The following is a 22,083-nucleotide window of genomic DNA, read 5'->3' on the forward strand; positions in this document are numbered from 1 at the left end:
GAAGTCAGTCGATTCGATATCTGGTGTAGGACTTGTCCGCGAATCGGAATCGCGGTGGGAATTTCGACCTTTTCTGACAGCTACTTCGGATAAAGCGGCGGCAACCCGCTATCACCCACCGGATCCTGCACCCGTTCGGCGATTGGAATTGCCCGGGTCGCGCGCCACAGGTCTTCGCCCTGCCAGTGCTGGCCGGTTTCGCTGTACAGCGCGCCGTTCAAGCCATCGAGGGCATCGGACAGCGGTACAAACCGCGCCGCCATGTCGGCCAGGGTTTCCGGTTGTTGCCGGGCCCAGGCGTCGAGGGCCTGGCGGGTGGCGTGGGGGTCGTTGGCCTGGCAGGCGCGCTTGAGTTCGTCGAGCACGGTGCGCGGGCTCGGGCCGGCTTGCGCGGCACGCAGGATCGCCGGTTGCCAGCGCGCCCGCCACCACAAACCGAAGCCGAGCAGGGTGGTGCAGGCCAGGATCAGGGTGCTGAGTTTCCACCACCACAGCGCTTCGCTGTCGGCGGCGTAATTGGTTTGAGCAGTGCCCGCCGGGGTGTCGACCATCAGGCTCGGATTGTTCGTCACTTGCAGGGTCCGGGCCGGCAGGCTGCTGTGTTCCAGGTGATCTTCGAAGGTGTTCCACCACACCACGTCCACCGTCGGCAATTCGATGGCGCCACTGTGGGCCGGCACCAGCGCTTCACGGTCTTCGCGACTGCCGATCAACCCGCGTTCGCTGTTCTGATTGCCCAGCACCGGTTGATCCGGGTAGCGGCGCAAACCGTTGATGTCGGTGGCGGGCAGCGGCGGCAACTGCGAACTGGCCAGGCCTTCGGCTTTCAGGGTCAGGCTGCGGGTCAGGGAATCGCCGACCTGGGTGTGATCCGGTTCCGGGCTCCAGCTTTCGCTCAGGCTCAGGCTGCGCGCCGGCAGCCACGGCGCGTCGGGCGGGTAGGTGGCGGGTTTGGCCTTGACCGTCAGCGGAATCTCGGCGGAGCTGACCCGCAGCAATTTGCCCGGCTTCGGCCCTTGGGAGGCCACGTCGGGCGACGGTTGCACGTCTACCAGGGTTGCGCTGAACGTCTGCGTCGGAATGTTCAACACGCCGCTGTGCTGGGGAAAAATCGCATAGCGCATTTCGATCACGCCGTGGCGTAAGCCGTTGATGTCCTTCTCATAGGTGCGCGAATCGCCGAGTTGCTCGATGCGCGCATCGGGAATCTGCAACGGCGTCAGACTGCTGTCGTCGTACAGCGACACCGAATGATAGATGCGCAGGGTCAGGATCGCCTGGGCCTGCACATACACGCTGCTCTGGTCGAGGCTGACCTCGATAAACACCGGCGCCAGGGTGTTTTTAGTGTCCTGGGTTTCGCTTTCGACGACCTGGATAGTGATCGGCTGACTGCGCACTTCGCCCAGTTGCAGCGACGGGATTTCCACGCTGCCGTTTTGCTTGGGCAGCAGGGTGATGATCCAGCGCGTGGTCGCACGGTTGTCGCCGTTGATCGTGGTCAACTGGTTGACCTGGCGGGTACCGCGCACTTCGAATGCTGGCTCAAGCGGCGTGAGGTCGGGTTTGCCGAACAGCGTCACGTCGTTGGATTCCAGGGTCAGTTCGACCGTTTCGCCGGAACTCAGGCGACTGCGATCGACACTGGCGACCAGGTCCGCAGCCTGAACTTGAAAGGTCCAGAAAAGCATGGCGAGCAAGAAAGCGGTGAAGCGGGTCATCGAGTTTTTCCCTGATCCTGATGTTGTTGCTGTTCGTACCAGAATTTGCGTCGCAGCAATTCCCCCGGATCATCCGGGATCTTGCGCAGCCATTGCTCCAGCGCCTGGGCCTGCTCGCCTTCCAGGCTGTCGTTGGTCGGGCGCCGCGGTGGCGTGGTGCTTTGTTCGTCCCCGAGTTCGCTGCCCGGCACCTCGTTGGCCCCGGGTTGCGGCGGCGTGGTGGTCGTTTGATCGGTGTCCGGCGTGTTCGGCTGGGCATCGGTTTTCGCCTCGCCGCTGTTCGACGGCTGGGTCGCGGCGCCGGGGGCCGGGCTGTCGCTGGCGGTTCCCGGTTCATCACCTTCGGACTTGTCCGGCTCAACCGCCGGCGGTGTGGCTTTCTGCTTGATCAGGCTTTCCACCAGCGCCTTGTTGGTCAGCGCCGGACGCAAATCCGGCTGCCGTTCCAGGGCTTGATCGTAGGCATCGAGTGCCGCTTCCAGCTCACCGCTCTTGGCCAGGGCGTTCCCCCGATTGTAGTGCGCCCGCGCATCGTTGCCTTGGGCGAAGCGCTGGGCGGCGCCGCTGTAGTCGCCGGCCTCATACAGCGCCACGCCTTGCCATTGCGGGTCTTCGAAATGTTGCGCGGCCTCGGCCGGATGCTCTTGATTGAGCAAGTGCAGGCCCCGTTGATCGGGACGCAGCCACAGGTCTTCGAAGTCGAAGGCGTAACTCGGTTGCGGCAGCAGGAACAACAGCGGCAGGCAGAACAACCAGCCCCGGCGTCCGGCAAAGGAGGCCAGCAGCAACAGCGGCAATAACAGCCAATAACCCTGATCGGCCCAGGTGTCGAGGCGCAGGGTCTGGCCGTCGTTGCGCAGGTTGCGCGGACCGTCGAGCAGGCCGAGGGCGCCCAGGTCGGCATCGTCCAGGCGTGCCGCGTGATAGCGGCCACCCAAGTCGCTGGCGAAGGCTTTGAGGCCCGGATTGTCCAGGTGCGGCACCAGAATCGCGCCCTGGGCGTCCTTGAGGAAACTGCCATCCTCCTGAGCCACCGGCGCACCCTCGGGCGTGCCGACGCCGAGCATCAGGAACTCCGTGGATTTGCCGTTCAGCGCGCGCTCGATGCCGAAGCGTTCCTGTTCGGTCAGGGACGAACCGATCAGCAGGATCCGCCCCTGGCCGAGGGCGCCCTGATCCAGCAGGTTCAGGGCCTTGACCACCGCCAGATCGGCGCGATGGCCGGCCTCGGGCATCAGCGACGGCTTGAGCGCGTCCAGCAGATTGCGGCTGGTGGACAGGTCATCCGACAGCGGCACCAGCGTGTGGGCGCTGCCGGCGTAGACGACGATCGCGGTCTGCGCATCGCTGCGGCTTTGCAGCAGGTCGAACAGCTTGCGCCGTGCCTGTTCCAGTCGGGTCGGCGGGCTGTCGGTGGCGAGCATCTCCGGGGTCAGCTCCAGCAACACCACCAGCGGATCGGCGGGTTTCTGGCTGGTCTGTTCGACCCGTTGCCAACTCGGCCCGAGCAGCGCGCCAATGGTCAGCACCCAGGCCAGGCCCAGCACCACCCACGGCAATTTGCTGTCACTGCCTTTGCCGCCGCTGAGCAGCGCGGCGTGGAAGGCGGGCGGCAGAATCATCTGCCAGCGCCCGGCGCGTTTCTGTCGATGCCAGAGTTGCCAGAGCAACCAGCCGAGCGCCGGCAACAGCAGCAGCCACCACGGGCGGAACCAGAACGGCCAGAGCGCGCTCATCGGCGCCTCCGCAGGCGCAGGCGTTTCAGCCGTTGGCGCCAGTCCGGCAGTTGGCTTTGCAGAAACAGGTCCTTGCTCAGGAAACGTTGCAGCGGATTGTCCGGCCAGCGCTCGCGCGCCACCAACAGCATGCTCAACACCAGCGCCATCGCCAGTGGCCAGTGATACAACGCCTGGGCGGGGCGGGCCTGGGTCGGTTGCTGGGTCACCGGCTCGAGTTTGTCGAGGGTGTCCTTGATCGCCTGCAACTCTTTGCCGTCGTGGGCGCGGAAGTACTGGCCGCCGGTGGCTTGGGCGATGGCCTTCAGCGCCGGTTCATCGAGGTCCAGGCTTGGATTGACGCCGAGAAAACCCAGGGTACCGCTTTGCTCCGGGTCGGCGCCGATGCCGATCGGGTAGATTTTCACGCCTTCGCTGGCGGCCAGACGCGCGGCGGTCAGCGGGTCGATTTCGCCACCGTTGTTAGCGCCGTCAGTGACCAGAATCAGCACACGGCTTTGCGCCGGGCGCATCCGGAGGCGCTTGAGGGCCAGGCCGATGGCGTCACCGATGGCGGTGTTCTTGCCGGCGATGCCGATTCGCGCTTCATCGAGCCAGACCCGTACGGTGCGGCGGTCGAAGGTCAGCGGCGCTTGCAGATACGCCTGGCTGCCGAACAGGATCAGGCCGACCCGGTCGCCTTCGCGGCTTTCCAGAAAGTCCCCGAGCAAATGCTGGACCAGCGACAAGCGGCTGACGTCTTCGTCCTGCCACTGCATGTCTGGGAAATCCATCGAGCCGGACACGTCCACCGCCACCAGCAAATCGCGGCCACTGGCGGCAATCGGCAGCGGCTCGCCGAGCCATTGCGGACGTGCGGCGGCCATCAGCAGCAACAGCCACAACAGAATGAATGGGGCCTGCTGGCGCCAGGCCGGCAGGTTGGCGCGGGCACGGCGGCGGGTCAGGCCTTCGAGGTCGCTGAGAAAACTGACTTTGAGCGCCGGTTCGCCACTGTCCGCCACCGGCAGCACCAGGCGCATCAGCCACGGCAGCGGCAGCAGGGCGAAAATCCACGGCCAGGCGAACTCAAACATGTTTGCGAATCCACGTGTCGACGGCTTGGGTCAGGCCGGCGATGGCCTTGTCGTCGAGTTTGCATTCGGGTTTGTAGGCGCCTTCCACCAGCACCATCCAGCGTGTCAGGCCGGCGGCCGGGCAGCGGTTGTCGAGGAACGCCAGCCATTTGCGGCCATTCAACGTGTGGCTCTGGCTGTAGGGGTAATGGTTGCGGCACAGGCGTTTGAGCAAGCCGTTGAGCTGCTGCAACCAGGCACCCGCCGGCGCGCCGTCGTAGGGTTTGGGCATTTGCGCCAGTTCGGCCAGGGCGGCGAGACGCACCGGGTCCAGCGGTTGTTCGGCGCGCACGATGGGACGTTTGTTTGGAATGAAACGGCGCAACTGCCACAGACCGAAACCGATCAGCGGCAGTAATAAAAGCAAAAGCCACCAACCCGGCGCCGGCGGCCAGAAACCGATGGGGGGCGGGGTCATCAGCGGTTGCAATTGTTCGAGGCTACTCATCGACCTTTCCCCGGTTTCTGGGGGTTCAGGTATTCGCGCAGTTGCTCGACCATCTCGCTCTGGGTGCTCAGGGGCATCAACAGGACCCGCAGTTTCTGCGCGAGCAATTCCCAGCGCGCGATGCGTTCTTCGGCCTGGGCGCGGTAGGTCTGGCGCAGGTCGAAATTCAGCGTGTCGAGTTCCAGTTGCGCGCCACGCTCGGCAAAGCGCAGAAGACCGGCGGCGGGCAGGGCGTGGTCCAGCGGATCGGACAGCGGCAGCAGCAACAGGTCGCAATGGCGCGACAACAGGCTCAGTTGTTGCTCGGAACCTTCGGTCAAGGCGCGCTCATCACAGATCACAATCACCAGACTGCCAGGCCGCAATACTTCCCGGGCGCGGCGCAGGGCCAGGTTCAGTGAATCGCGGTTCTGCTCGCTTTCGGTGTGCAGCGACTGGTTGACCCGCACCAAGCGGTTGAGCAATTGCAACAGGCTTTGTTTGCTGCGCCGGGGTTTTATTTCGTAGTGCTCGTTGTCGCCGAACACCAGTCCGCCAACCCGATCGTTATGTCCGAGCGCTGCCCAACCGATCAGGCTCGCGGCTTGGGCGGCCAGCACTGACTTGAACATCAGCCCCGAACCAAAAAACAGCCGACGGCTTTGCTCGACCATAATGAAAATCGGTCGCTCGCGTTCTTCGTGAAAGAGCTTGGTGTGCGGCTCCTGGGTGCGGGCGGTCACGCGCCAGTCGATGGTGCGCACGTCGTCGCCGGCCTGATAGACCCGCACCTGATCGAAATCGACGCCACGGCCACGCAGCTTGGAGTGGTGCAGGCCGATCAGCGGGCTGCGCTGGCTCGGTGTGGAGAACAATTGCACTTCGCGCACCCGATGGCGCATCTCGATCAGCTCGGCGAGGCTGACACGGATGCCCGGCTCGGGCGGCAGGATGGCGTTCATCGGGGTCAAGCGACGGCTACGACGTCGAGAATCCGCTGGACCACCCGGTCCTGGTCGATGCCAGCAGCTTCGGCTTCAAAGGACAGGATGATGCGGTGACGCAATACGTCGAACAGCACGGCCTGGATGTCTTCCGGGCTGACGAAGTCGCGACCGGCGAGCCAGGCGTGAGCCCGGGCGCAACGGTCCAGGGCAATCGAACCGCGCGGGCTGGCGCCGTAGGCAATCCACTCGGCCATTTCCGGGTCGAACTTGGCCGGCGTGCGGGTGGCCATGACCAGTTGCACCAGGTATTCCTCCACGGCATCGGCCATGTACAACCCGAGGATTTCCTTGCGCGCGGCGAAGATCGCCTGCTGGCTGACCCGGCGCTCAGGCTTGGTTTCACCGTTGAGTGCTTCGCCGCGAGCCTGTTGCAGGATCCGCCGTTCGACGGCGGCGTCCGGGAAACCGATTTTTACGTGCATCAGGAAGCGGTCGAGCTGGGCTTCGGGCAGCGGATAGGTGCCTTCCTGCTCGATCGGGTTTTGCGTGGCCATCACCAGAAACAGCGGCGACAACTCGTAAGTGCTGCGCCCGACACTGACCTGACGTTCGGCCATGGCTTCGAGCAGCGCCGATTGCACCTTGGCCGGGGCACGGTTGATTTCGTCCGCCAGCACCAGGTTGTGGAAGATCGGGCCTTGCTGGAACACGAAACTGCCGGTTTCCGGGCGATAGATCTCGGTGCCGGTGATGTCGGCAGGCAACAGGTCGGGGGTGAACTGGATGCGATGGAACTGCGCTTCGATGCCTTCGGCGAGCTCTTTGATAGCCTTGGTCTTGGCCAGCCCCGGGGCGCCCTCGACCAGCATGTGGCCGTCGGCGAGCAAGGCGATGAGCAAGCGCTCGATGAGTTTTTCCTGGCCGAGAATCTGCGTTGAAAGAAAGGTTCGCAGCGCTAGCAGCGCTTCACGATGTTCCATCGATGACTGTTCCTGGAAAGGGTGACCGAAGACGTTCGAATAACGCCAGGGCTGGGGGCGTTACTTTAATGCATCGCGGGGGGTGGCGACTAACGGCATTTTGCTTAAAGGCTGGTAAATGGTTGGTGAAATTGTTGGAAATTTGTAGGGCGGGGGTAGGGTGGTGAATTCTAGGGCCCCTTCGCGAGCAGGCTCGCTCCCACAAGGGATCTCCAGCGGACACAAATTTTGCATCCAGCACCATTCCACTGTGGGAGCGAGCCTGCTCGCGAATGCGTCGGCACAGGCAGCGAAAATCACAGCTCGCTGATATACGTCCCGATCCCGTCAAGAATGTTCTGCAATGTTTCTTCCACTTCCGGCAAGTCACTGGCATCGGTGCTGTGGATGATTTCCAGGGAATCTTCGCCATTCAGCGCATCAGCGTCGGTTGCCGCGATTTCGATCAGCAGGCGGGTAGGGCTGAGGGTGACTTTCACGCCGTCCAGTGCCGAAGGCTTGTCCTGGAAGATGATTTCCAGCTCGTCTTCGTCCGGGAAACGGCTCATCAGGAACAGTTCGCCATCGTCGCTGGTGCAGCAGAGCATGGCCAGGTTGTCTTCTTCGTCATCGCACGGGTTGACGATCAGCAGTTCAGTGGTGATTTGCATGGGTAATTCCTGGCTCGACGAGCATCGTGAAGACAAACAAAGGGCGATTCTGCCAGTCGGCGGGAATTTCTGCTCGCCTGAGTGTCAGAGGATGTGTCGTGAACATCCGGGGTGTTACTGGTCATTTCTGGTACGGATGTGCCGCAAAACCGGGCTGAAACCTGCCGTTTCGCCGTGCGGCTGCTAGTGTTGTTCGATGCACAAGGCGCAAGCTGCGTGCCGATGACCGAATATGTCGCAGCGCCGCAAGCAGGCACGTTGTCGCACTCGTTAAGCTGCGCATCGAATGGATACCCGTAAAAGCATTGTGCAATTCATCGTACAGTCGCTTTTGCCGATACCCATTCTTGGAAGGTGAATGTGACCCGAGTGTCTCGTCCAGCTTCACCCACCTGTCATCCTGTTTCCTCTGCCCGAGAATCAGGAACAGGGTGACGGATCGCCCCGAAAGGGGTTTTGCACGCGACGCTTCCATCAATAACAAGCCCAAGCGGAGTACCACAGATGGCGTTCTTCACCGCAGCCAGCAAAGCCGACTTCCAGCACCAACTGCAAGCGGCACTGGCGCAGCACATCAGTGAACAGGCACTGCCACAAGTGGCGCTGTTTGCTGAACAATTTTTCGGCATCATTTCCCTCGACGAGCTGACCCAGCGTCGGCTGTCAGACCTCGCTGGCTGTACCCTTTCTGCGTGGCGCCTGCTTGAGCGCTTCGATCACGCGCAACCGCAAGTGCGCGTCTACAACCCTGATTACGAACGCCACGGCTGGCAGTCGACCCATACCGCAGTCGAAGTGCTGCACCACGACCTGCCATTCCTCGTGGACTCGGTACGTACCGAGCTGAACCGTCGCGGCTACAGCATCCACACCTTGCAAACCACTGTGCTGAGCGTGCGTCGCGGCAGCAAGGGCGAGCTGCTGGAAATCCTGCCCAAAGGCACCCAGGGCGAAGGCATCCTGCAAGAATCGCTGATGTACCTGGAAATCGACCGTTGCGCCAACGCGGCCGAATTGAATGTACTGAGCAAGGAACTGGAGCAGGTTCTCGGTGAAGTCCGCGTCGCGGTCGCCGATTTCGAGCCGATGAAAGACAAGGTCCAGGAAATCCTGACCGGTCTGGACAATAGCCAGTTCAAGGTCGATCCAGAAGAAAAAGCCGAAATCAAAAGCTTCCTGGAATGGCTGGTGGGCAACCACTTCACGTTCCTGGGCTACGAAGAATTCGTGGTCAGCGACCAGGCCGATGGCGGCCACATCGAGTACGACCAGAGTTCCTTCCTGGGCTTGACCAAACTGCTGCGCACCGGCCTGACCTACGAAGACCTGCGCATCGAAGACTACGCCGTGAACTACCTGCGCGAACCGACCCTGCTGTCGTTCGCCAAGGCTGCGCACCCAAGCCGTGTGCACCGTCCGGCTTACCCTGACTACGTGTCGATCCGTGAAATCGACGCCGACGGCAAGGTCATCAAGGAATGCCGCTTCATGGGCCTGTACACCTCGTCGGTGTATGGCGAGAGCGTGCGGGTTATTCCGTACATCCGCCGCAAGGTCGAAGAAATCGAACGCCGCTCCGGCTTCCAGGCCAAGGCTCACCTGGGCAAGGAACTGGCGCAGGTGGTCGAAGTGCTGCCTCGCGACGATCTGTTCCAGACCCCGGTGGACGAGCTGTTCAGCACCGTGATGTCGATCGTGCAGATCCAGGAACGCAACAAGATCCGCGTGTTCCTGCGCAAAGACCCATACGGCCGTTTCTGCTACTGCCTGGCCTACGTGCCGCGTGACATCTACTCCACCGAAGTGCGCCAGAAGATCCAGCAAGTGCTGATGGATCGCCTGAAAGCCTCGGATTGCGAGTTCTGGACCTTCTTCTCCGAGTCCGTGCTGGCTCGCGTGCAACTGATTCTGCGCGTCGATCCGAAGAATCGCCTGGACATCGACCCGCAGCAGCTGGAAAACGAAGTAATCCAGGCCTGCCGCAGCTGGCAGGACGACTACTCGGCCCTGACCGTCGAAACCTTCGGCGAAGCCCACGGCACCAACGTGCTGGCTGACTTCCCGAAAGGCTTCCCGGCTGGTTACCGCGAGCGTTTCGCGGCGCATTCGGCCGTGGTCGACATGCAGCACCTGCTGAGCCTGACCGAAAAAAATCCGCTGGTGATGAGCTTCTATCAGCCGCTGGGCCAGGTCTCCGGTCAACGCGAACTGCATTGCAAGCTGTATCACGCCGATACCCCGCTGGCCTTGTCCGACGTGTTGCCGATCCTGGAAAACCTCGGCCTGCGCGTGCTGGGTGAGTTCCCGTATCGCCTGCGTCACAACAACGGTCGCGAGTTCTGGATTCACGACTTTGCGTTCACCGCCGCCGAAGGCCTGGAACTCGACATCCAGCAACTCAACGACACGCTGCAGGACGCTTTCGTCCACATCGTGCGTGGCGATGCCGAGAACGATGCGTTCAACCGTCTGGTGCTGACCGCCGGCCTGCCTTGGCGCGACGTGGCGCTGCTGCGTGCCTACGCGCGCTACATGAAGCAGATTCGTCTGGGCTTCGACCTGGGCTACATCGCCACCACCCTGACCAACCACACCGACATCGCACGCGAGTTGACCCGGTTGTTCAAGACCCGTTTCTACCTGGCGCGCAAGCTGTCCAGCGATGATCTGGAAGACAAGCAGCAACGCTTGGAACAAGCCATCGTTACCGCACTGGACGACGTCCAGGTGCTGAACGAAGACCGCATCCTGCGTCGCTATCTGGACCTGATCAAGGCCACCCTGCGCACCAACTTCTACCAGACCGATGCGCACGGCCATAACAAGTCCTACTTCAGCTTCAAGTTCAATCCGCACCAGATCCCTGAGCTGCCGAAGCCTGTACCGAAGTTCGAAATCTTCGTTTACTCGCCTCGCGTCGAAGGCGTGCACCTGCGCTTTGGCAACGTTGCTCGTGGCGGTCTGCGCTGGTCCGACCGTGAAGAAGACTACCGCACCGAAGTGCTGGGCCTGGTAAAAGCCCAGCAAGTGAAGAACTCGGTGATCGTGCCGGTGGGCGCGAAGGGCGGCTTCCTGCCGCGTCGCTTGCCATTGGGCGGCGGTCGCGACGAGATCGCGGCAGAAGGCATCGCCTGCTACCGCATCTTCATCTCGGGCCTGTTGGACATCACCGACAACCTGAAAGACGGCGCGCTGGTGCCGCCGGCCAACGTCGTGCGTCATGACGACGATGACCCGTACCTCGTCGTTGCCGCGGACAAGGGCACTGCGACCTTCTCCGACATCGCCAACGGCATCGCCATCGACTACGGTTTCTGGCTGGGTGACGCGTTCGCTTCCGGTGGTTCCGCCGGTTACGACCACAAGAAAATGGGCATCACCGCCAAAGGCGCGTGGGTTGGCGTACAACGTCACTTCCGCGAGCGCGGCATCAATGTCCAGGAAGACAGCATCACGGTAGTCGGCGTCGGCGACATGGCCGGTGACGTGTTCGGTAACGGTTTGTTGATGTCCGACAAGCTGCAACTGGTAGCAGCCTTCAACCACCTGCACATCTTCATCGATCCGAATCCACAACCGGCCAACAGCTTCGTCGAGCGTCAGCGTTTGTTCGACCTGCCACGTTCGGCCTGGACGGATTACGACACCAGCATCATGTCCGAAGGCGGCGGGATCTTCTCCCGCAGCGCGAAAAGCATCGCGATTTCCCCGCAGATGAAAGAGCGCTTCGACATCCAGGCTGACAAGCTGACCCCGACCGAACTGCTGAATGCCTTGCTCAAGGCACCGGTAGACCTGTTGTGGAACGGCGGTATCGGCACGTACGTCAAGGCCAGCACCGAAAGCCACGCCGATGTCGGCGACAAGGCCAACGATGCGCTGCGCGTGAACGGCAACGAACTGCGCTGCAAAGTCGTGGGCGAGGGCGGTAACCTCGGGATGACCCAACTGGGTCGTGTCGAATTCGGTTTCAATGGCGGCGGTTCCAACACCGACTTCATCGACAACGCCGGTGGCGTGGACTGCTCCGACCACGAAGTGAACATCAAGATCCTGCTGAACGAAGTGGTTCAGGCCGGTGACATGACCGACAAGCAACGCAACCAGTTGCTGGCGAGCATGACCGACGAAGTCGGCAACCTGGTTTTGGGCAACAACTACAAGCAGACTCAGGCCCTGTCCCTGGCGGCCCGCCGTGCTTTCGTGCGGATTGCCGAATACAAGCGCCTGATGAACGATCTGGAAGGCCGCGGCAAGCTGGATCGCGCCATCGAGTTCCTGCCGAACGAAGAAGTGCTGGCTGAACGTGTCGCGGCGGGCCATGGCCTGACCCGTGCCGAGCTGTCGGTGCTGATCTCGTACAGCAAGATCGACCTCAAGGAAGCGCTGCTCAATTCCCTGGTGCCGGACGACGATTACCTGACCCGCGACATGGAAACCGCTTTCCCGCCATCGCTGGTGAGCAAGTTCTCCGAAGCCATGCGCCGTCACCGTCTGAAGCGCGAAATCGTCAGCACCCAGATCGCCAACGATCTGGTGAACCACATGGGCATCACCTTCGTTCAGCGACTCAAAGAGTCGACCGGCATGAGCCCGGCGAACGTGGCTGGCGCCTACGTGATCGTGCGTGACATTTTCCATCTCCCGCACTGGTTCCGTCAGATCGAAGCCCTGGATTACCAGGTTTCCGCCGACGTGCAACTGGAGCTGATGGACGAGCTGATGCGTCTGGGCCGCCGCGCTACCCGCTGGTTCCTGCGCAGCCGTCGTAACGAGCAGAACGCTGCCCGTGACGTCGCGCATTTCGGTCCACACCTGGCAGCGCTGGGCCTCAAGCTCGACGAACTGCTGGAAGGCCCGACTCGCGAAGGCTGGCAGACCCGCTACCAGGCTTACGTCGCTGCTGGCGTGCCTGAGTTGCTGGCGCGCATGGTCGCAGGCACGACTCACCTGTACACCTTGCTGCCGATCATCGAAGCCGCCGATGTAACCGGTCAAAACCCGGCAGACGTGGCCAAGGCGTACTTCGCCGTGGGCAGCGCGCTGGACATCACCTGGTACCTGCAACAGATCAGCGCTCTGCCGGTTGAAAACAACTGGCAGGCCCTGGCCCGTGAAGCGTTCCGCGATGATGTGGACTGGCAGCAACGTGCGATCACCATCTCCGTCCTGCAACAGGGCGACGGCACCCAGGACGTGGAAACCCGCCTGGCGCTGTGGATGGAAGAGCACGAAGGCATGATCGAACGCTGGCGCGCCATGCTGGTGGAAATCCGTGCCGCCAGCGGCACGGACTACGCCATGTACGCAGTAGCCAACCGTGAACTGCTGGACCTGGCGTTGAGTGGTCAGGCAGTCGTGCCTGCTGCTCCTGCGCTGGAGCTGGAACCGGCGGCCTGATTTTAGGCGCTGAATGAAAAAACCCCTGTATCGAGAGATGCGGGGTTTTTTTTATGCCTGTGGGTTTTGCGGTGGCTGATCCGGCCTCTTCGCGAGCAAGCCCGCTCCCACATTTGGAATGCATTCCAACTGTGGGAGCGAGCTTGCTCGCGAAAGGGCCATCCGCCTCACTACAACTTCTTATCCGTTTTATTATCGATCATCGACACATTACTTGCCGGTCTGGTCAATAAATTACTGAGCGACTGGTCAAACTTTTGCAGTGCCCGAACTTGCACATCCTGTTGCTGATTAATATCCGCGACAATCTCTTCACTGCGTTTAAAGTCGGCCCAAACAGGACTCAGGGCCTTGGCATCATGCCCTTGCGCAGTGCCGATGTAGTTGAACTTGGAATCATAGAAGTCCGCACTGATATCGGTCTTGATATCCGAACTGCGCGAGGTCATTAACTGGCTGTGGGTGTCGACGATGGCCACCACATCCGGCCGGGCGGCGCGCAGGCTTTGCAGGTCTGGGTAGACCGTCACCGAACCGAACTGACGTTGTAGCGACGCCTTGACCCCGTCCACGGCAAAGTCCGGGTTGGACGTTGCCACGTAGGCATCGTGGATCGGTTGTACCAGCAGGCTCTGGCCGAAACCGGTGCCGGCGTTGGCCTGGTAGTGGCGCAGGTATTCGCGGTTAGCCTGGGTGGTCGGGCTGTAGACGATGCCCAGAGAGACATTGCCTCCATTGGCAACGCGGGTGGCGCCGGATCGGCCGACCGGTGCGCTGAACATCGTGTCCAGGGACGACACGGCTTTGGGGGCGGTGGGGACCGAGCAACCGGCTAACAGCGCGGCAATCGTCAACGTACTGACAAGCGCAAGTTTCATGGTGTTTCTCCAGTGAAACAACTTGAGTCGAAAAGTTGATAGTTGCCGGTAGTGTCCGGCAGTGGCTCCAGACTAAACCTCTATGGGTCGGATGAAATCGTCCATAAATACACTTATAGACTGATCCATAGTTTTGTTTGATGTAAAAGTTTTCATCTAAGTGCGCCGGGTAATAAAAAGGCCCAAATCATCGATTCGAGCCTTTTTATTTATGGCTGATGCACTAGCGATCAGTTTTTCAAGGGGATCAATACTTTCTCGTCCGGCGACAACACCATGAACACCAGCAACTTGGCGGGTTTGGTGGCGCTGGCGTTTTTCGACACCAGATGCTCGGACCCGGCCGGCTCGTACCAGAATTCCCCGGTCTTGTAGGTGATCGCCTTCTGGCCCTTGACCTGGGAAGTGACCTGGCCTTGCAGCACGTAAGCCATGGCCGTGCCGTCATGTTTGTGGGCGATGGAGGATTGGCCGGGTTTGTAGTCGACCTCGATCATCATGGCTTTTTTGCCGGGCACGTTTTGCAGCAGTTCATCTTGCAGCACCGTGACCTTTTCCGACGGGTCGTGGGCGAAGGCCGAGGCAGAAACGGTCAGGGCCAGGGCGGCCAGTAAACGCAAAGCTTTCATGGTTGATCACCTGGGGGTTGTTAGTCGTCAGGGACCACAGTAAGCCTCGGGTTGGAGCAATAAAACGGCCAATATTCGGGAAGGTGAGGGGACCAATCTCTTCGCGCCGATCGTTCCCATGCTCTGCGTGGGAATGCCTCAATGGACGCTCTGCGTCCGCTTGTGGGACGCGGAGCGTCCCGGGCTGCATTCCCACGCGGAGCGTGGGAACGATCAATACTGACGCCTTCGCGAGCAAGCCCGCTCCCACAGGTGACCGAGTTCCTACTGAGGAATGCGATCAAATGTGGGAGGGGGCTTGCTCGCGAAGGCGTCGGAACGATTTACACGATAGGAAAGCTATTGAAGTCCACGGCATTAGCCAATCGGCTATCAATCAAGCCAATAAAACCCTGCACTTCCGGGCGGTTGAAATGCGATTGCATGGCCGCTTCCGATTGCCAGCGGGCGCTGACGTTCCAGCGGTTGCTGTCCTCGGGGCAACGGTCGACCATGTAGGAATCGCAGCCCGGAAGTTCGCGCAGGGTGTCGACAATCTTTTGCAGTTGCTTGCCCAGTTCTTCCGAGCGGCCGGCGGCGGCCTGCACCCTGACGGTATTGATCACTTCGTTGGACATTACTCACACTCCTGAATCAGGCCGGACGAATCCTGCTCATTGAGGGATAACGCCCCTGCACAATAGTCCTGCATTGTGGGACCGCCAATAGCCAATCGCCGGATAAACCCACAGGCCAATCGTCAGGCCACCTGCTGCAAAATGTCCCGCACGCGGTCCAGCGCGGTGTCGATGTCCAGGGTTTCAATCGCGCCAAAACCCAGGAAAAGCCCGGCCCGTGGAGCTTGCTGATAGAAAAAGCTGTCGATGGCATACAGCCCGACTTCGACCTTTTTCGCCAGTTCGATCACCAACGGGATGTCGATCGGCACCTTGCACAGCACCACCATGTGAAACCCGGCGGTGGTCGGCACGGCTTCCAGCCACGGTGAAAGGTCACCGGCCATGCGCGCCAGGATCCGCTCACGACGCCCGGCGTAAATGGTGTGGCAGCGGCGAATGTGCTTGAGCAGGCAGCCTTCGGCGATGAACTTGGCCAGCGCCCATTGCGGCATTGTGGAGGTGTGCAGGTCAGTGAGCTGCTTGGCGCGGATCACCGCTTCGAGGATCGCCGGCGGCAGGATGGTGTAGCCCAGCCGCAGCTCCGGCAGCAGGGTTTTCGAGAAAGTGCCGACGTAGGCGACGATGCCGCGCTCGTCCATGCTTTGCAGCGAATCGGTAGGCCGGCCTTCGTAGCGGAATTCGCTGTCGTAATCGTCCTCGATAATGATCGCGCCCAGCTCGTGGGCCCGCGCCAGCAGGGCTTCACGGCGTGCTTGACTCATCGGCATGCCCAGCGGGAATTGGTGCGATGGCGTGACATAAATCAGCCGCGTGCCATCGGGAATCAACTCGACCTGAATGCCTTCGGCGTCTACCGGAACCCCGACCACCGTGGCCCCGTGGCTGCCGAACAACAGGCGTGCCGGCGGATAACCAGGATCTTCCATCGCCACCAGGCTGCCGGGCCGCAGCAGCACCCGGCCAATCAGGTCCAGGGCTTGTTGGGCGCCATTGCACACCACCACGTCCTCGTCCTGGCAATTGACCCCACGGGAAAACGCGATGTGCCGGGCAATCGCATTGCGCAGCGCCGGCAAGCCTTCGGGCAAGCTATAGAACCCCTTTGAGGCGGCAATCTGCCGCAACGCGTGGGAGGTGCAACGCCGCCAATCGTCCTGAGGAAATTGCCCTTTGCTGGTGGCACCGCCGATAAAGTCGTAGCGCAGCGACCCCTCAAGCGTCGGGTGGCGCAGGAACACCGGCAGGTTGCGCCACGACTCAATGACCTCGCCGCTGGCCAGCTCCGAATGGCTCTGTTTGCGCTGGATTTTCGCTGGCCGCGCATTGACGTAGGTGCCTTTGCCGGTGACCCCGGTGAGGAAGTTTTCGTAGGTCAGTTGCGAGTAGGTGTCGGAAATGGTCTTGCGGGAAATGCCCAACTGTTCCGCCAGCAAACGGCTGGGCGGCAGTTGCGTGCCGGCTGCCAGGCGACCGGTTTCGATGGCACTGCGCAGTTGCTGATACAACTGGCCTGCCAGGTCCTTGCGGCCGTTGATGACAACATGAAGTTCCATACCGGCGGGGCTCCTGGGGCAGTGAGGCGACTGTGGGTCGCGCCAGATTACCCCTATTGCGCTGCTGCATAGAAGTTGCGTGGGTAAAAAGCGCCATATTGGTCTGCTTCCGGATGGTCCACGGGTTTTTCGTGGAATTGGATCTGTAACGCGGCTGCATCAGCGCCTACCTTGGAAATACATATTTCGCGCTTCGAGGTCCCGCCATGAATCCCCGCCTGGACTACTACAGCGCCTCGCCCAAAGCGATGAAAGCCATGATCGCCATGGAAGCGCTGACCAGCAACCTGAGCATCGAAGCGGCGTTGCTGCACCTGATCAAAATCCGCGCCTCGCAACTCAACGGCTGCGCGTTCTGCACCGACATGCACTCGGTGGATGCCCGGCGCCTCGGCGAAACCGACCGACGCCTGTATTCCATCGTGGTCTGGCGCGACAGTGGCTTCTTCAACCCTCGGGAACGGGCCGCGCTGGCCTGGACCGAAGCGGTGACATTGCTCTCCGAAAGCCATGTGCCGGATGACGTCTACGCGCTGGCGCGGGAGCAGTTCAGTGAAGGTGAGTTGGTGGATTTGACCATTGCCGTCACCACTATCAACAGTTGGAATCGCCTGGCCGTGAGCTTCCGCCAAACCTCCAGCGATTGAAACCTTGAGCCTGGTGAAAACCCTGTGGAGCGGGCTTGCTCGCGAAGGCGGTGGATCAGCCACCATCATCATTGACTGGCGTGCCTCTTTCGCGAGCAAGCCCGCTCCCAAAGAGGCCGAGATCACTGCGGGACACAAATGTATGTTCACCGCAGATCCCTTGTGGGAGCGAGCTTGCTCGCGAATACGGACTGTCAGTCACATCAATACTGAATGACCCACCGCGTTCGCGAGCAGGCTCGCTCCCACATGAATATTGTGTAGATCCACAGTTATCCAGTTAAAACCCGCCATCAAAACGCATACGGAATGCTGACCTTCGCCCAGAGCATTTCGCCTTCCGGGCGGTTTTCCACATCAAACTCCTTGGCCCAGCGGATTTCGGCGCTGGCGTATTTGAGGAAGGTCCAGTGCAGCGCCGGGCCGATGGCGAACACTTGGCCGCGCACGCCGTCGTTGACGTCTTCGCCGGCGAATTGCACGGTGCGGCCGAACTGTTTGTCGTCGGTGGTTTGCTTGAGGTAGTAGCCGTTGAGGCCGAGCATCAGGTCGTCGGTGATCTTGTAGCTGGCGGAATAATCGAAGTGGAAAATCTGCCCCGACTTGTAGTCGGTGTCCTTGTTTTTCTCGTTGAAGCTGTACGTGGTTTTCATCGACACCTCGGTGCGCTCTGTCGGCAGCCAGGTGAAGGAGAACAGCGGCTTGTAGGTGTAGAAATTGTTGCTGGTGTTGGCCAGGCGATCGGTGCTGTATTCGCCGGTGGGCACGGTGATTTCCACGGCGGCGCCGAGGGTCAGGTTCTTGCCCATGTCCCACAGGATGATCGGCGCGATGGTGGTGTCGCCCATGCCTTCGCGGGTGTCCTGCAAGCCGAACACCGAGACTTCCTGCTTGAGCCAGGGTTGCGCGATGTAGCCGGCCAGCCGCCCGCCGAAAATGCGCAAGGGACTCAGGTAATCCAGGCGCGGGATCACGGCGGTGGATTCGATTTCGACATTCGGCACCTTGCCGCCGAGGGAGCTGATGTTGAATTTGGTGGCTTTGTAATGGTTGTAGTAAATGTTGAACGCCACCATGTTGTCCGGAAGGCTGTCGACCTCCAGCGGCAGCATGAAGAAACCATCGGTGCCGGTGCCGATATTGTCCACGCCGGTTTCGGTGGCCAGGGCCGGTAAATGAATGGCGCAAACGCCGGCCAGGCTGACGGCCAGTCGCAAGCAAAATTGTGTGCGGGTCGGGTTCATATGTGTGCTCATTATTATTGTTAGGGGCCAACCGCCGGCCGTTGCATAGAAATAAGCGGTTCGGGCCTGGCCGGGCAGGGTATTGGCGGCCACATAGGGGGACTTCTGCGGACAGCCGCCAAACCCTGTGCTAACTTCTTTTGACATAACCGGTAACAAAAATAAGAATTCAGCTTGATCCGGGATGTCCTGCCCCATGCAAATGAAAGTCGTCGATCCAACCTACGAACTGGCGCTCGTCTCGCCATTCCTCCTGCAAACGCTGGCCGAAGTCGCCGAACTCAACGGGGTCAACCCCGAAAGTCTTTGCCGCGGCCTGGGCTTTACCCTGGAAGATCTGCAGGACCCGGCGCAGCGGATTTCCTATCGACAAGCCGTGGCAATGATTCAGCGCGCGCTCAAGGTCTTGCCCAATCGCGGGCTCGGTTTGTGGGTCGGCGCGCAGAACGTGCTCGGTACCCTCGGTTTGCTCGGGCATGTGCTGTCGCTGTGCAAGACCCTGCGCGATGCCTTTGAGCTGGGCATCCGCCATCAGCACACCTCGGGTGGCATCGTGGTGTCGAGCGTGGAGGAGGCGGGGGATCGGGTGTTTGTCGATATCGAATGTCGCCTGCCGTTTGCCGACGTGCAGCTGTTCGGGGTAGAGGAGTTTTTCGCCAGCCTGTTGGTGTATGGCCGGGCGCTGGTCGGGGCGGATTTCAAGCCGATGGCGGTGGAATTCGTCCACGCCGCGCCGGATTACGTCGCCGAATACGCGCGTTTGCTGGGGCCGGATGTGCGTTTTGGTTGCCTGCAAAACCGCATGGTCATCGCTGCGCATTGGCTGGACGTGCGCCTTCCGAATCACCATTCGCTGGCCTTGCGTCAGGCGGTGAAGTTGCTGGAGCTGGAAGCGGCGCAGGTGCACCAGAAAATTGACCTGATTCAAGCGGTGGAGCGGGCGATTGCACGGGATTTGACCCGTGGCAGTCATATCGAAAAGATTGCCGGCGATTTGAACATGAGCAGCCGTACCTTACGCCGGCGCCTGACCGAACATTCCCTGACCTTCGAAACCTTGCTGGAGCAAGTGCGCCAGGCGCGGACGTTGAGCCTGCTGGCCAATCCCGAGATGTCGATCGAGCGCATCACCGAAGAAGTCGGCTACAGCGATGTGCGCAGCTTTCGCCGGGCGTTCAAGCGCTGGACGGGGATGAGCCCGACGGCGTTTCGGGTCAGCTCCTAGCGTGAGCGCCAGCCCTCCTTGTGGGAGCGGGCTTGCTCGCGAAGGCGGTGTGTCATCCAACATTGATTTCGACTGATACACCGCCTTCGCGAGCAAGCCCGCTCCCACAGGGGGGGTGTTCTGCCTTTCGTTACCGCTCACGGCCCCTCAACGGTTAAACTCCGCGCTTCTTTCCTAAGGAGTTCATATGAGTTACTACCAGCCGGGCATTCTCGCCACCCCTGTTCCGCCTCAAGCCCGTCATATGTTCTTCGCCCTCGAATCCGCCGCTGCACTGCCGGCCGCGCTCGACAAGTTGATGCAACTGGTGGACGGCGCATCGGCGGTGGTCGGTTTCGGTGAATCCCTGGTGAAGGCCCTGCATGGTCAAGTCGAAGGCCTGCGCGCATTCCCGGCCATGGCCGGCGTCGGCGTCGATAACCCGTCGACCCAACACGCGCTGTGGTGCTGGTTGCATGGCGTCGATCGCGGTGAACTACTCAACCGCAGCACCGCCATCGAAGCCGCGCTGGCCCCGGCGTTTCGCCTGGTGCAGATGAACGAAACCTTCCGCCACCTCACCGGCCACGACCTGACCGGCTACGAAGACGGCACCGAAAACCCCCACGACGAAGCCGCTGTGGCCGCTGCGCTGGTGAGTAACGGCGCTGACGGCACGGTCGGTGGCAGCTTCGCCGCGATCCAGCAATGGCAGCATGATTTGAAAGGCTTCAACGCGATGCCGTCCCATGAAAAGGACAACATCATGGGCCGTCGCTTGAGCGACAACGAAGAGCTCGACGACGCGCCGATCTCCGCCCACGTCAAGCGCACCGCCCAGGAAAGCTTCGCCCCCGAAGCCTTCGTGGTACGCCGCTCGATGCCGTGGATCGAAGGACACCGCGCCGGTCTGATGTTCCTCGCGTTCGGGTTTTCCCTCGATGCGTTCGAAGCGCAATTGCGGCGCATGAGCGGCCTGGAAGACGGCATCACCGATGGTTTGTATCGCATGAGCCGGCCGATTACCGGCGGCTACTACTGGTGCCCGCCACTCAAGGACGGTCATCTGGACCTGCGCGCATTGCGCATTGGTTAAACCTCAAGGAGTGAATATGAACGTGGTGCGTTGGGGCATGATTGGTTGCGGCAGCGTCGCTGAACGCAAGAGCGGGCCGGCCTTCTACAAGGCGCCGGGCTCGGCGCTGGTGGCGGTGATGGGACGACGGCTGGAAGCGGTGACCGACTACGCCGCGCGCCACGGCATCGCCCGGGTCTACACCGATGCCGAGTCGTTGATCAACGATCCCGAGGTGGACGCGGTGTACATCGCCACGCCACCCGACAGTCATCATGCTTACGCCTTGTTGGTGGCCGCCGCCGGCAAACATTGTTGCGTCGAAAAACCGATGTCGCTGAATGCCGGGCAAAGCCGAGAGATGCAAAAAGTCTTCGCCGATGCCGGGCTGCACCTGTTCGTTTCCTACTACCGACGTTCGCTGCCGCGCTTCCAACAAGTGCGGCAATGGCTGGCGCAAGGGCGGATCGGCGACGTCCGGCACCTGACCTGGACCCTGACCAAGGCGCCTTCACCGGCGGACCTGGGCGGCACCGATAACTGGCGTACTGACCCGGCGATTGCGGGCGGTGGTTACTTTGCCGACCTGGCCAGCCATGGTTTTGATCTGTTCCAGTACCTGCTTGGCGACATCAATGAAGTCGCCGGTTTCACCGCACGACAGGCCGGGTTGTATGCCGCCGAAGATGCCGTCACCGCCAGTTGGCGCTTTGCATCCGGCGCCACGGGCATGGGCTGCTGGAACTTCGTGGCGGACCGGCGCGAGGATCGGGTCGAGGTGATTGGCAGCAAAGGGCGGATCAGTTTTTCGGTGTTCGATGAGCATCCGGTGGTGCTGGAAGCCGAAGAAACCCTCAGCCTGCATATCGATCATCACGAGCACATCCAGTGGCACCATGTGCTGAGGATGAACGCGCATATCCGTGGTGAAGCGCAGCATCCGGCGCTGGCCGGGGAAGCGGTGAAGACCGATTGGGTGATGGACCAGGTTCTCAAGCGCACCTGAACCTGTGGGAGCGGCGGTGCGACGATTCGACTTGCTCGCGAAGGCGTTGTGTCAGTCGAAATCAATGTTGATTGATACACCGCCTTCGCGAGCAAGCCCGCTTCCACACTGGATCGCTGCCAGACACAAATACTGCGCCCAACCCAGATCCCCTGTGGGAGCGACGAATCTAACCTTATGCTTAAACAATATTTCTCAACCCCCGCATCACCTCTCTAAGATCACGTCATAACTCGTTATAACAAGTGATC

17 protein-coding genes are annotated in these 22,083 nt (G+C 61.2%); 5 read left to right on the forward strand and 12 right to left on the reverse strand.

Annotation, left to right across the window (positions count from 1 at the left end; translation table 11 throughout):
- Window positions 1-80: 80 nt before the first annotated feature.
- The 7 genes from ACIQY3_RS03805 to ACIQY3_RS03835 all read right to left on the reverse strand — a co-directional run bounded on the left by ACIQY3_RS03805 (window position 81) and on the right by ACIQY3_RS03835 (window position 7,576).
- Window positions 81-1,721: a BatD family protein gene (locus tag ACIQY3_RS03805; RefSeq protein ID WP_403017397.1), complete on the reverse strand. Its 1,641-nt coding sequence runs from the start codon at window positions 1,719-1,721 to the stop codon at window positions 81-83.
- Window positions 1,718-3,457, reverse strand: coding sequence for a tetratricopeptide repeat protein (locus ACIQY3_RS03810; protein ID WP_403017400.1), 1,740 nt, complete (start codon window positions 3,455-3,457; stop codon window positions 1,718-1,720). The genes ACIQY3_RS03805 and ACIQY3_RS03810 overlap by 4 nt, the downstream gene beginning before the upstream one ends.
- Complete coding sequence (locus ACIQY3_RS03815; protein ID WP_403017402.1) at window positions 3,454-4,533, reverse strand: vWA domain-containing protein; 1,080 nt, start codon at window positions 4,531-4,533, stop codon at window positions 3,454-3,456. The genes ACIQY3_RS03810 and ACIQY3_RS03815 overlap by 4 nt, the downstream gene beginning before the upstream one ends.
- Window positions 4,526-5,020 carry a DUF4381 domain-containing protein gene (locus ACIQY3_RS03820; RefSeq protein WP_123514395.1) on the reverse strand — a complete coding sequence of 165 codons (495 nt, stop codon included), beginning with the start codon at window positions 5,018-5,020 and terminating at the stop codon, window positions 4,526-4,528. Before ACIQY3_RS03820 ends, ACIQY3_RS03815 begins: the two co-directional genes overlap by 8 nt.
- A complete protein-coding gene (locus tag ACIQY3_RS03825; RefSeq protein WP_403017405.1) occupies window positions 5,017-5,961 on the reverse strand; it encodes a DUF58 domain-containing protein in 945 nt (314 codons plus the stop codon). Before ACIQY3_RS03825 ends, ACIQY3_RS03820 begins: the two co-directional genes overlap by 4 nt.
- A 5-nt stretch (window positions 5,962-5,966) precedes the next feature.
- A complete protein-coding gene (locus tag ACIQY3_RS03830; protein WP_003218556.1) occupies window positions 5,967-6,926 on the reverse strand; it encodes a MoxR family ATPase in 960 nt (319 codons plus the stop codon).
- A 296-nt stretch (window positions 6,927-7,222) separates the two neighbouring features.
- The gene (locus tag ACIQY3_RS03835) at window positions 7,223-7,576 is read right to left on the reverse strand and encodes a hypothetical protein (RefSeq protein WP_403017407.1); all 354 of its coding nucleotides are present in this window, start codon (window positions 7,574-7,576) and stop codon (window positions 7,223-7,225) included.
- Window positions 7,577-8,080: 504 nt separating this feature from the next.
- Between ACIQY3_RS03835 and ACIQY3_RS03840 the strand changes: the two genes are divergently transcribed.
- Entirely contained in the window at window positions 8,081-12,976 is a 4,896-nt protein-coding gene (locus tag ACIQY3_RS03840; RefSeq protein ID WP_403017409.1) for an NAD-glutamate dehydrogenase, read from the forward strand.
- Window positions 12,977-13,146: 170 nt separating this feature from the next.
- Here the strand turns inward: ACIQY3_RS03840 and ACIQY3_RS03845 are convergent, their stop codons facing one another.
- The 4 genes from ACIQY3_RS03845 to ACIQY3_RS03860 form a co-directional block, all read right to left on the reverse strand.
- Entirely contained in the window at window positions 13,147-13,854 is a 708-nt protein-coding gene (locus tag ACIQY3_RS03845; RefSeq protein WP_403017411.1) for an ATPase, read from the reverse strand.
- A 230-nt stretch (window positions 13,855-14,084) separates the two neighbouring features.
- Entirely contained in the window at window positions 14,085-14,483 is a 399-nt protein-coding gene (locus ACIQY3_RS03850; protein WP_403017413.1) for a cupin domain-containing protein, read from the reverse strand.
- Between the two features lie 323 nt (window positions 14,484-14,806).
- On the reverse strand, window positions 14,807-15,100 hold the full coding sequence (locus tag ACIQY3_RS03855; protein WP_403017415.1) for a putative quinol monooxygenase: 294 nt from the start codon (window positions 15,098-15,100) through the stop codon (window positions 14,807-14,809).
- Between the two features lie 122 nt (window positions 15,101-15,222).
- On the reverse strand, window positions 15,223-16,656 hold the full coding sequence (locus ACIQY3_RS03860; protein WP_403017417.1) for a PLP-dependent aminotransferase family protein: 1,434 nt from the start codon (window positions 16,654-16,656) through the stop codon (window positions 15,223-15,225).
- Window positions 16,657-16,862: 206 nt separating this feature from the next.
- On the opposite strand from ACIQY3_RS03860, the gene ACIQY3_RS03865 reads away from it, so the two are divergent.
- Window positions 16,863-17,303: a carboxymuconolactone decarboxylase family protein gene (locus ACIQY3_RS03865; protein ID WP_403017420.1), complete on the forward strand. Its 441-nt coding sequence runs from the start codon at window positions 16,863-16,865 to the stop codon at window positions 17,301-17,303.
- 293 nt (window positions 17,304-17,596) lie between these two features.
- Here ACIQY3_RS03865 and ACIQY3_RS03870 read toward each other — a convergent pair whose 3' ends face one another.
- A complete protein-coding gene (locus ACIQY3_RS03870) occupies window positions 17,597-18,547 on the reverse strand; it encodes a transporter (protein WP_403017422.1) in 951 nt (316 codons plus the stop codon).
- A 196-nt stretch (window positions 18,548-18,743) separates the two neighbouring features.
- Between ACIQY3_RS03870 and ACIQY3_RS03875 the strand changes: the two genes are divergently transcribed.
- The 3 genes from ACIQY3_RS03875 to ACIQY3_RS03885 all read left to right on the forward strand — a co-directional run bounded on the left by ACIQY3_RS03875 (window position 18,744) and on the right by ACIQY3_RS03885 (window position 21,832).
- Window positions 18,744-19,772 (forward strand): AraC family transcriptional regulator, encoded by a 1,029-nt coding sequence (locus ACIQY3_RS03875; RefSeq protein WP_403017424.1) that lies wholly within the window; start codon window positions 18,744-18,746, stop codon window positions 19,770-19,772.
- A 187-nt stretch (window positions 19,773-19,959) separates the two neighbouring features.
- Window positions 19,960-20,847, forward strand: a complete 888-nt coding sequence (locus tag ACIQY3_RS03880; protein ID WP_403017427.1) for a Dyp-type peroxidase — start codon at window positions 19,960-19,962, stop codon at window positions 20,845-20,847.
- A gap of 16 nt (window positions 20,848-20,863) precedes the next feature.
- Window positions 20,864-21,832 carry a Gfo/Idh/MocA family protein gene (locus tag ACIQY3_RS03885; protein ID WP_403017430.1) on the forward strand — a complete coding sequence of 323 codons (969 nt, stop codon included), beginning with the start codon at window positions 20,864-20,866 and terminating at the stop codon, window positions 21,830-21,832.
- Window positions 21,833-22,083 lie beyond the last annotated feature (251 nt).

The organism is Pseudomonas sp. NPDC096950, assembly GCF_044762525.1.
GTDB lineage: Bacteria > Pseudomonadota > Gammaproteobacteria > Pseudomonadales > Pseudomonadaceae > Aquipseudomonas.

What these genes read in the sequence shown, in the direction of transcription:
- ACIQY3_RS03875 (WP_403017424.1), top strand. Translation starts at nt 18,744, where the DNA reads ATGCAAATGAAAGTCGTCGATCCAACCTACGAACTGGCGCTCGTCTCG.
- ACIQY3_RS03820 (WP_123514395.1), bottom strand. Translation starts at nt 5,020, where the DNA reads ATGAGTAGCCTCGAACAATTGCAACCGCTGATGACCCCGCCCCCCATC.
- ACIQY3_RS03835 (WP_403017407.1), bottom strand. Translation starts at nt 7,576, where the DNA reads ATGCAAATCACCACTGAACTGCTGATCGTCAACCCGTGCGATGACGAA.
- ACIQY3_RS03810 (WP_403017400.1), bottom strand. Translation starts at nt 3,457, where the DNA reads ATGAGCGCGCTCTGGCCGTTCTGGTTCCGCCCGTGGTGGCTGCTGCTG.
- ACIQY3_RS03865 (WP_403017420.1), top strand. Translation starts at nt 16,863, where the DNA reads ATGAATCCCCGCCTGGACTACTACAGCGCCTCGCCCAAAGCGATGAAA.
- ACIQY3_RS03815 (WP_403017402.1), bottom strand. Translation starts at nt 4,533, where the DNA reads ATGTTTGAGTTCGCCTGGCCGTGGATTTTCGCCCTGCTGCCGCTGCCG.
- ACIQY3_RS03850 (WP_403017413.1), bottom strand. Translation starts at nt 14,483, where the DNA reads ATGAAAGCTTTGCGTTTACTGGCCGCCCTGGCCCTGACCGTTTCTGCC.
- ACIQY3_RS03870 (WP_403017422.1), bottom strand. Translation starts at nt 18,547, where the DNA reads ATGAACCCGACCCGCACACAATTTTGCTTGCGACTGGCCGTCAGCCTG.
- ACIQY3_RS03845 (WP_403017411.1), bottom strand. Translation starts at nt 13,854, where the DNA reads ATGAAACTTGCGCTTGTCAGTACGTTGACGATTGCCGCGCTGTTAGCC.
- ACIQY3_RS03855 (WP_403017415.1), bottom strand. Translation starts at nt 15,100, where the DNA reads ATGTCCAACGAAGTGATCAATACCGTCAGGGTGCAGGCCGCCGCCGGC.
- ACIQY3_RS03880 (WP_403017427.1), top strand. Translation starts at nt 19,960, where the DNA reads ATGAGTTACTACCAGCCGGGCATTCTCGCCACCCCTGTTCCGCCTCAA.
- ACIQY3_RS03830 (WP_003218556.1), bottom strand. Translation starts at nt 6,926, where the DNA reads ATGGAACATCGTGAAGCGCTGCTAGCGCTGCGAACCTTTCTTTCAACG.
- ACIQY3_RS03860 (WP_403017417.1), bottom strand. Translation starts at nt 16,656, where the DNA reads ATGGAACTTCATGTTGTCATCAACGGCCGCAAGGACCTGGCAGGCCAG.
- ACIQY3_RS03840 (WP_403017409.1), top strand. Translation starts at nt 8,081, where the DNA reads ATGGCGTTCTTCACCGCAGCCAGCAAAGCCGACTTCCAGCACCAACTG.
- ACIQY3_RS03805 (WP_403017397.1), bottom strand. Translation starts at nt 1,721, where the DNA reads ATGACCCGCTTCACCGCTTTCTTGCTCGCCATGCTTTTCTGGACCTTT.
- ACIQY3_RS03825 (WP_403017405.1), bottom strand. Translation starts at nt 5,961, where the DNA reads ATGAACGCCATCCTGCCGCCCGAGCCGGGCATCCGTGTCAGCCTCGCC.
- ACIQY3_RS03885 (WP_403017430.1), top strand. Translation starts at nt 20,864, where the DNA reads ATGAACGTGGTGCGTTGGGGCATGATTGGTTGCGGCAGCGTCGCTGAA.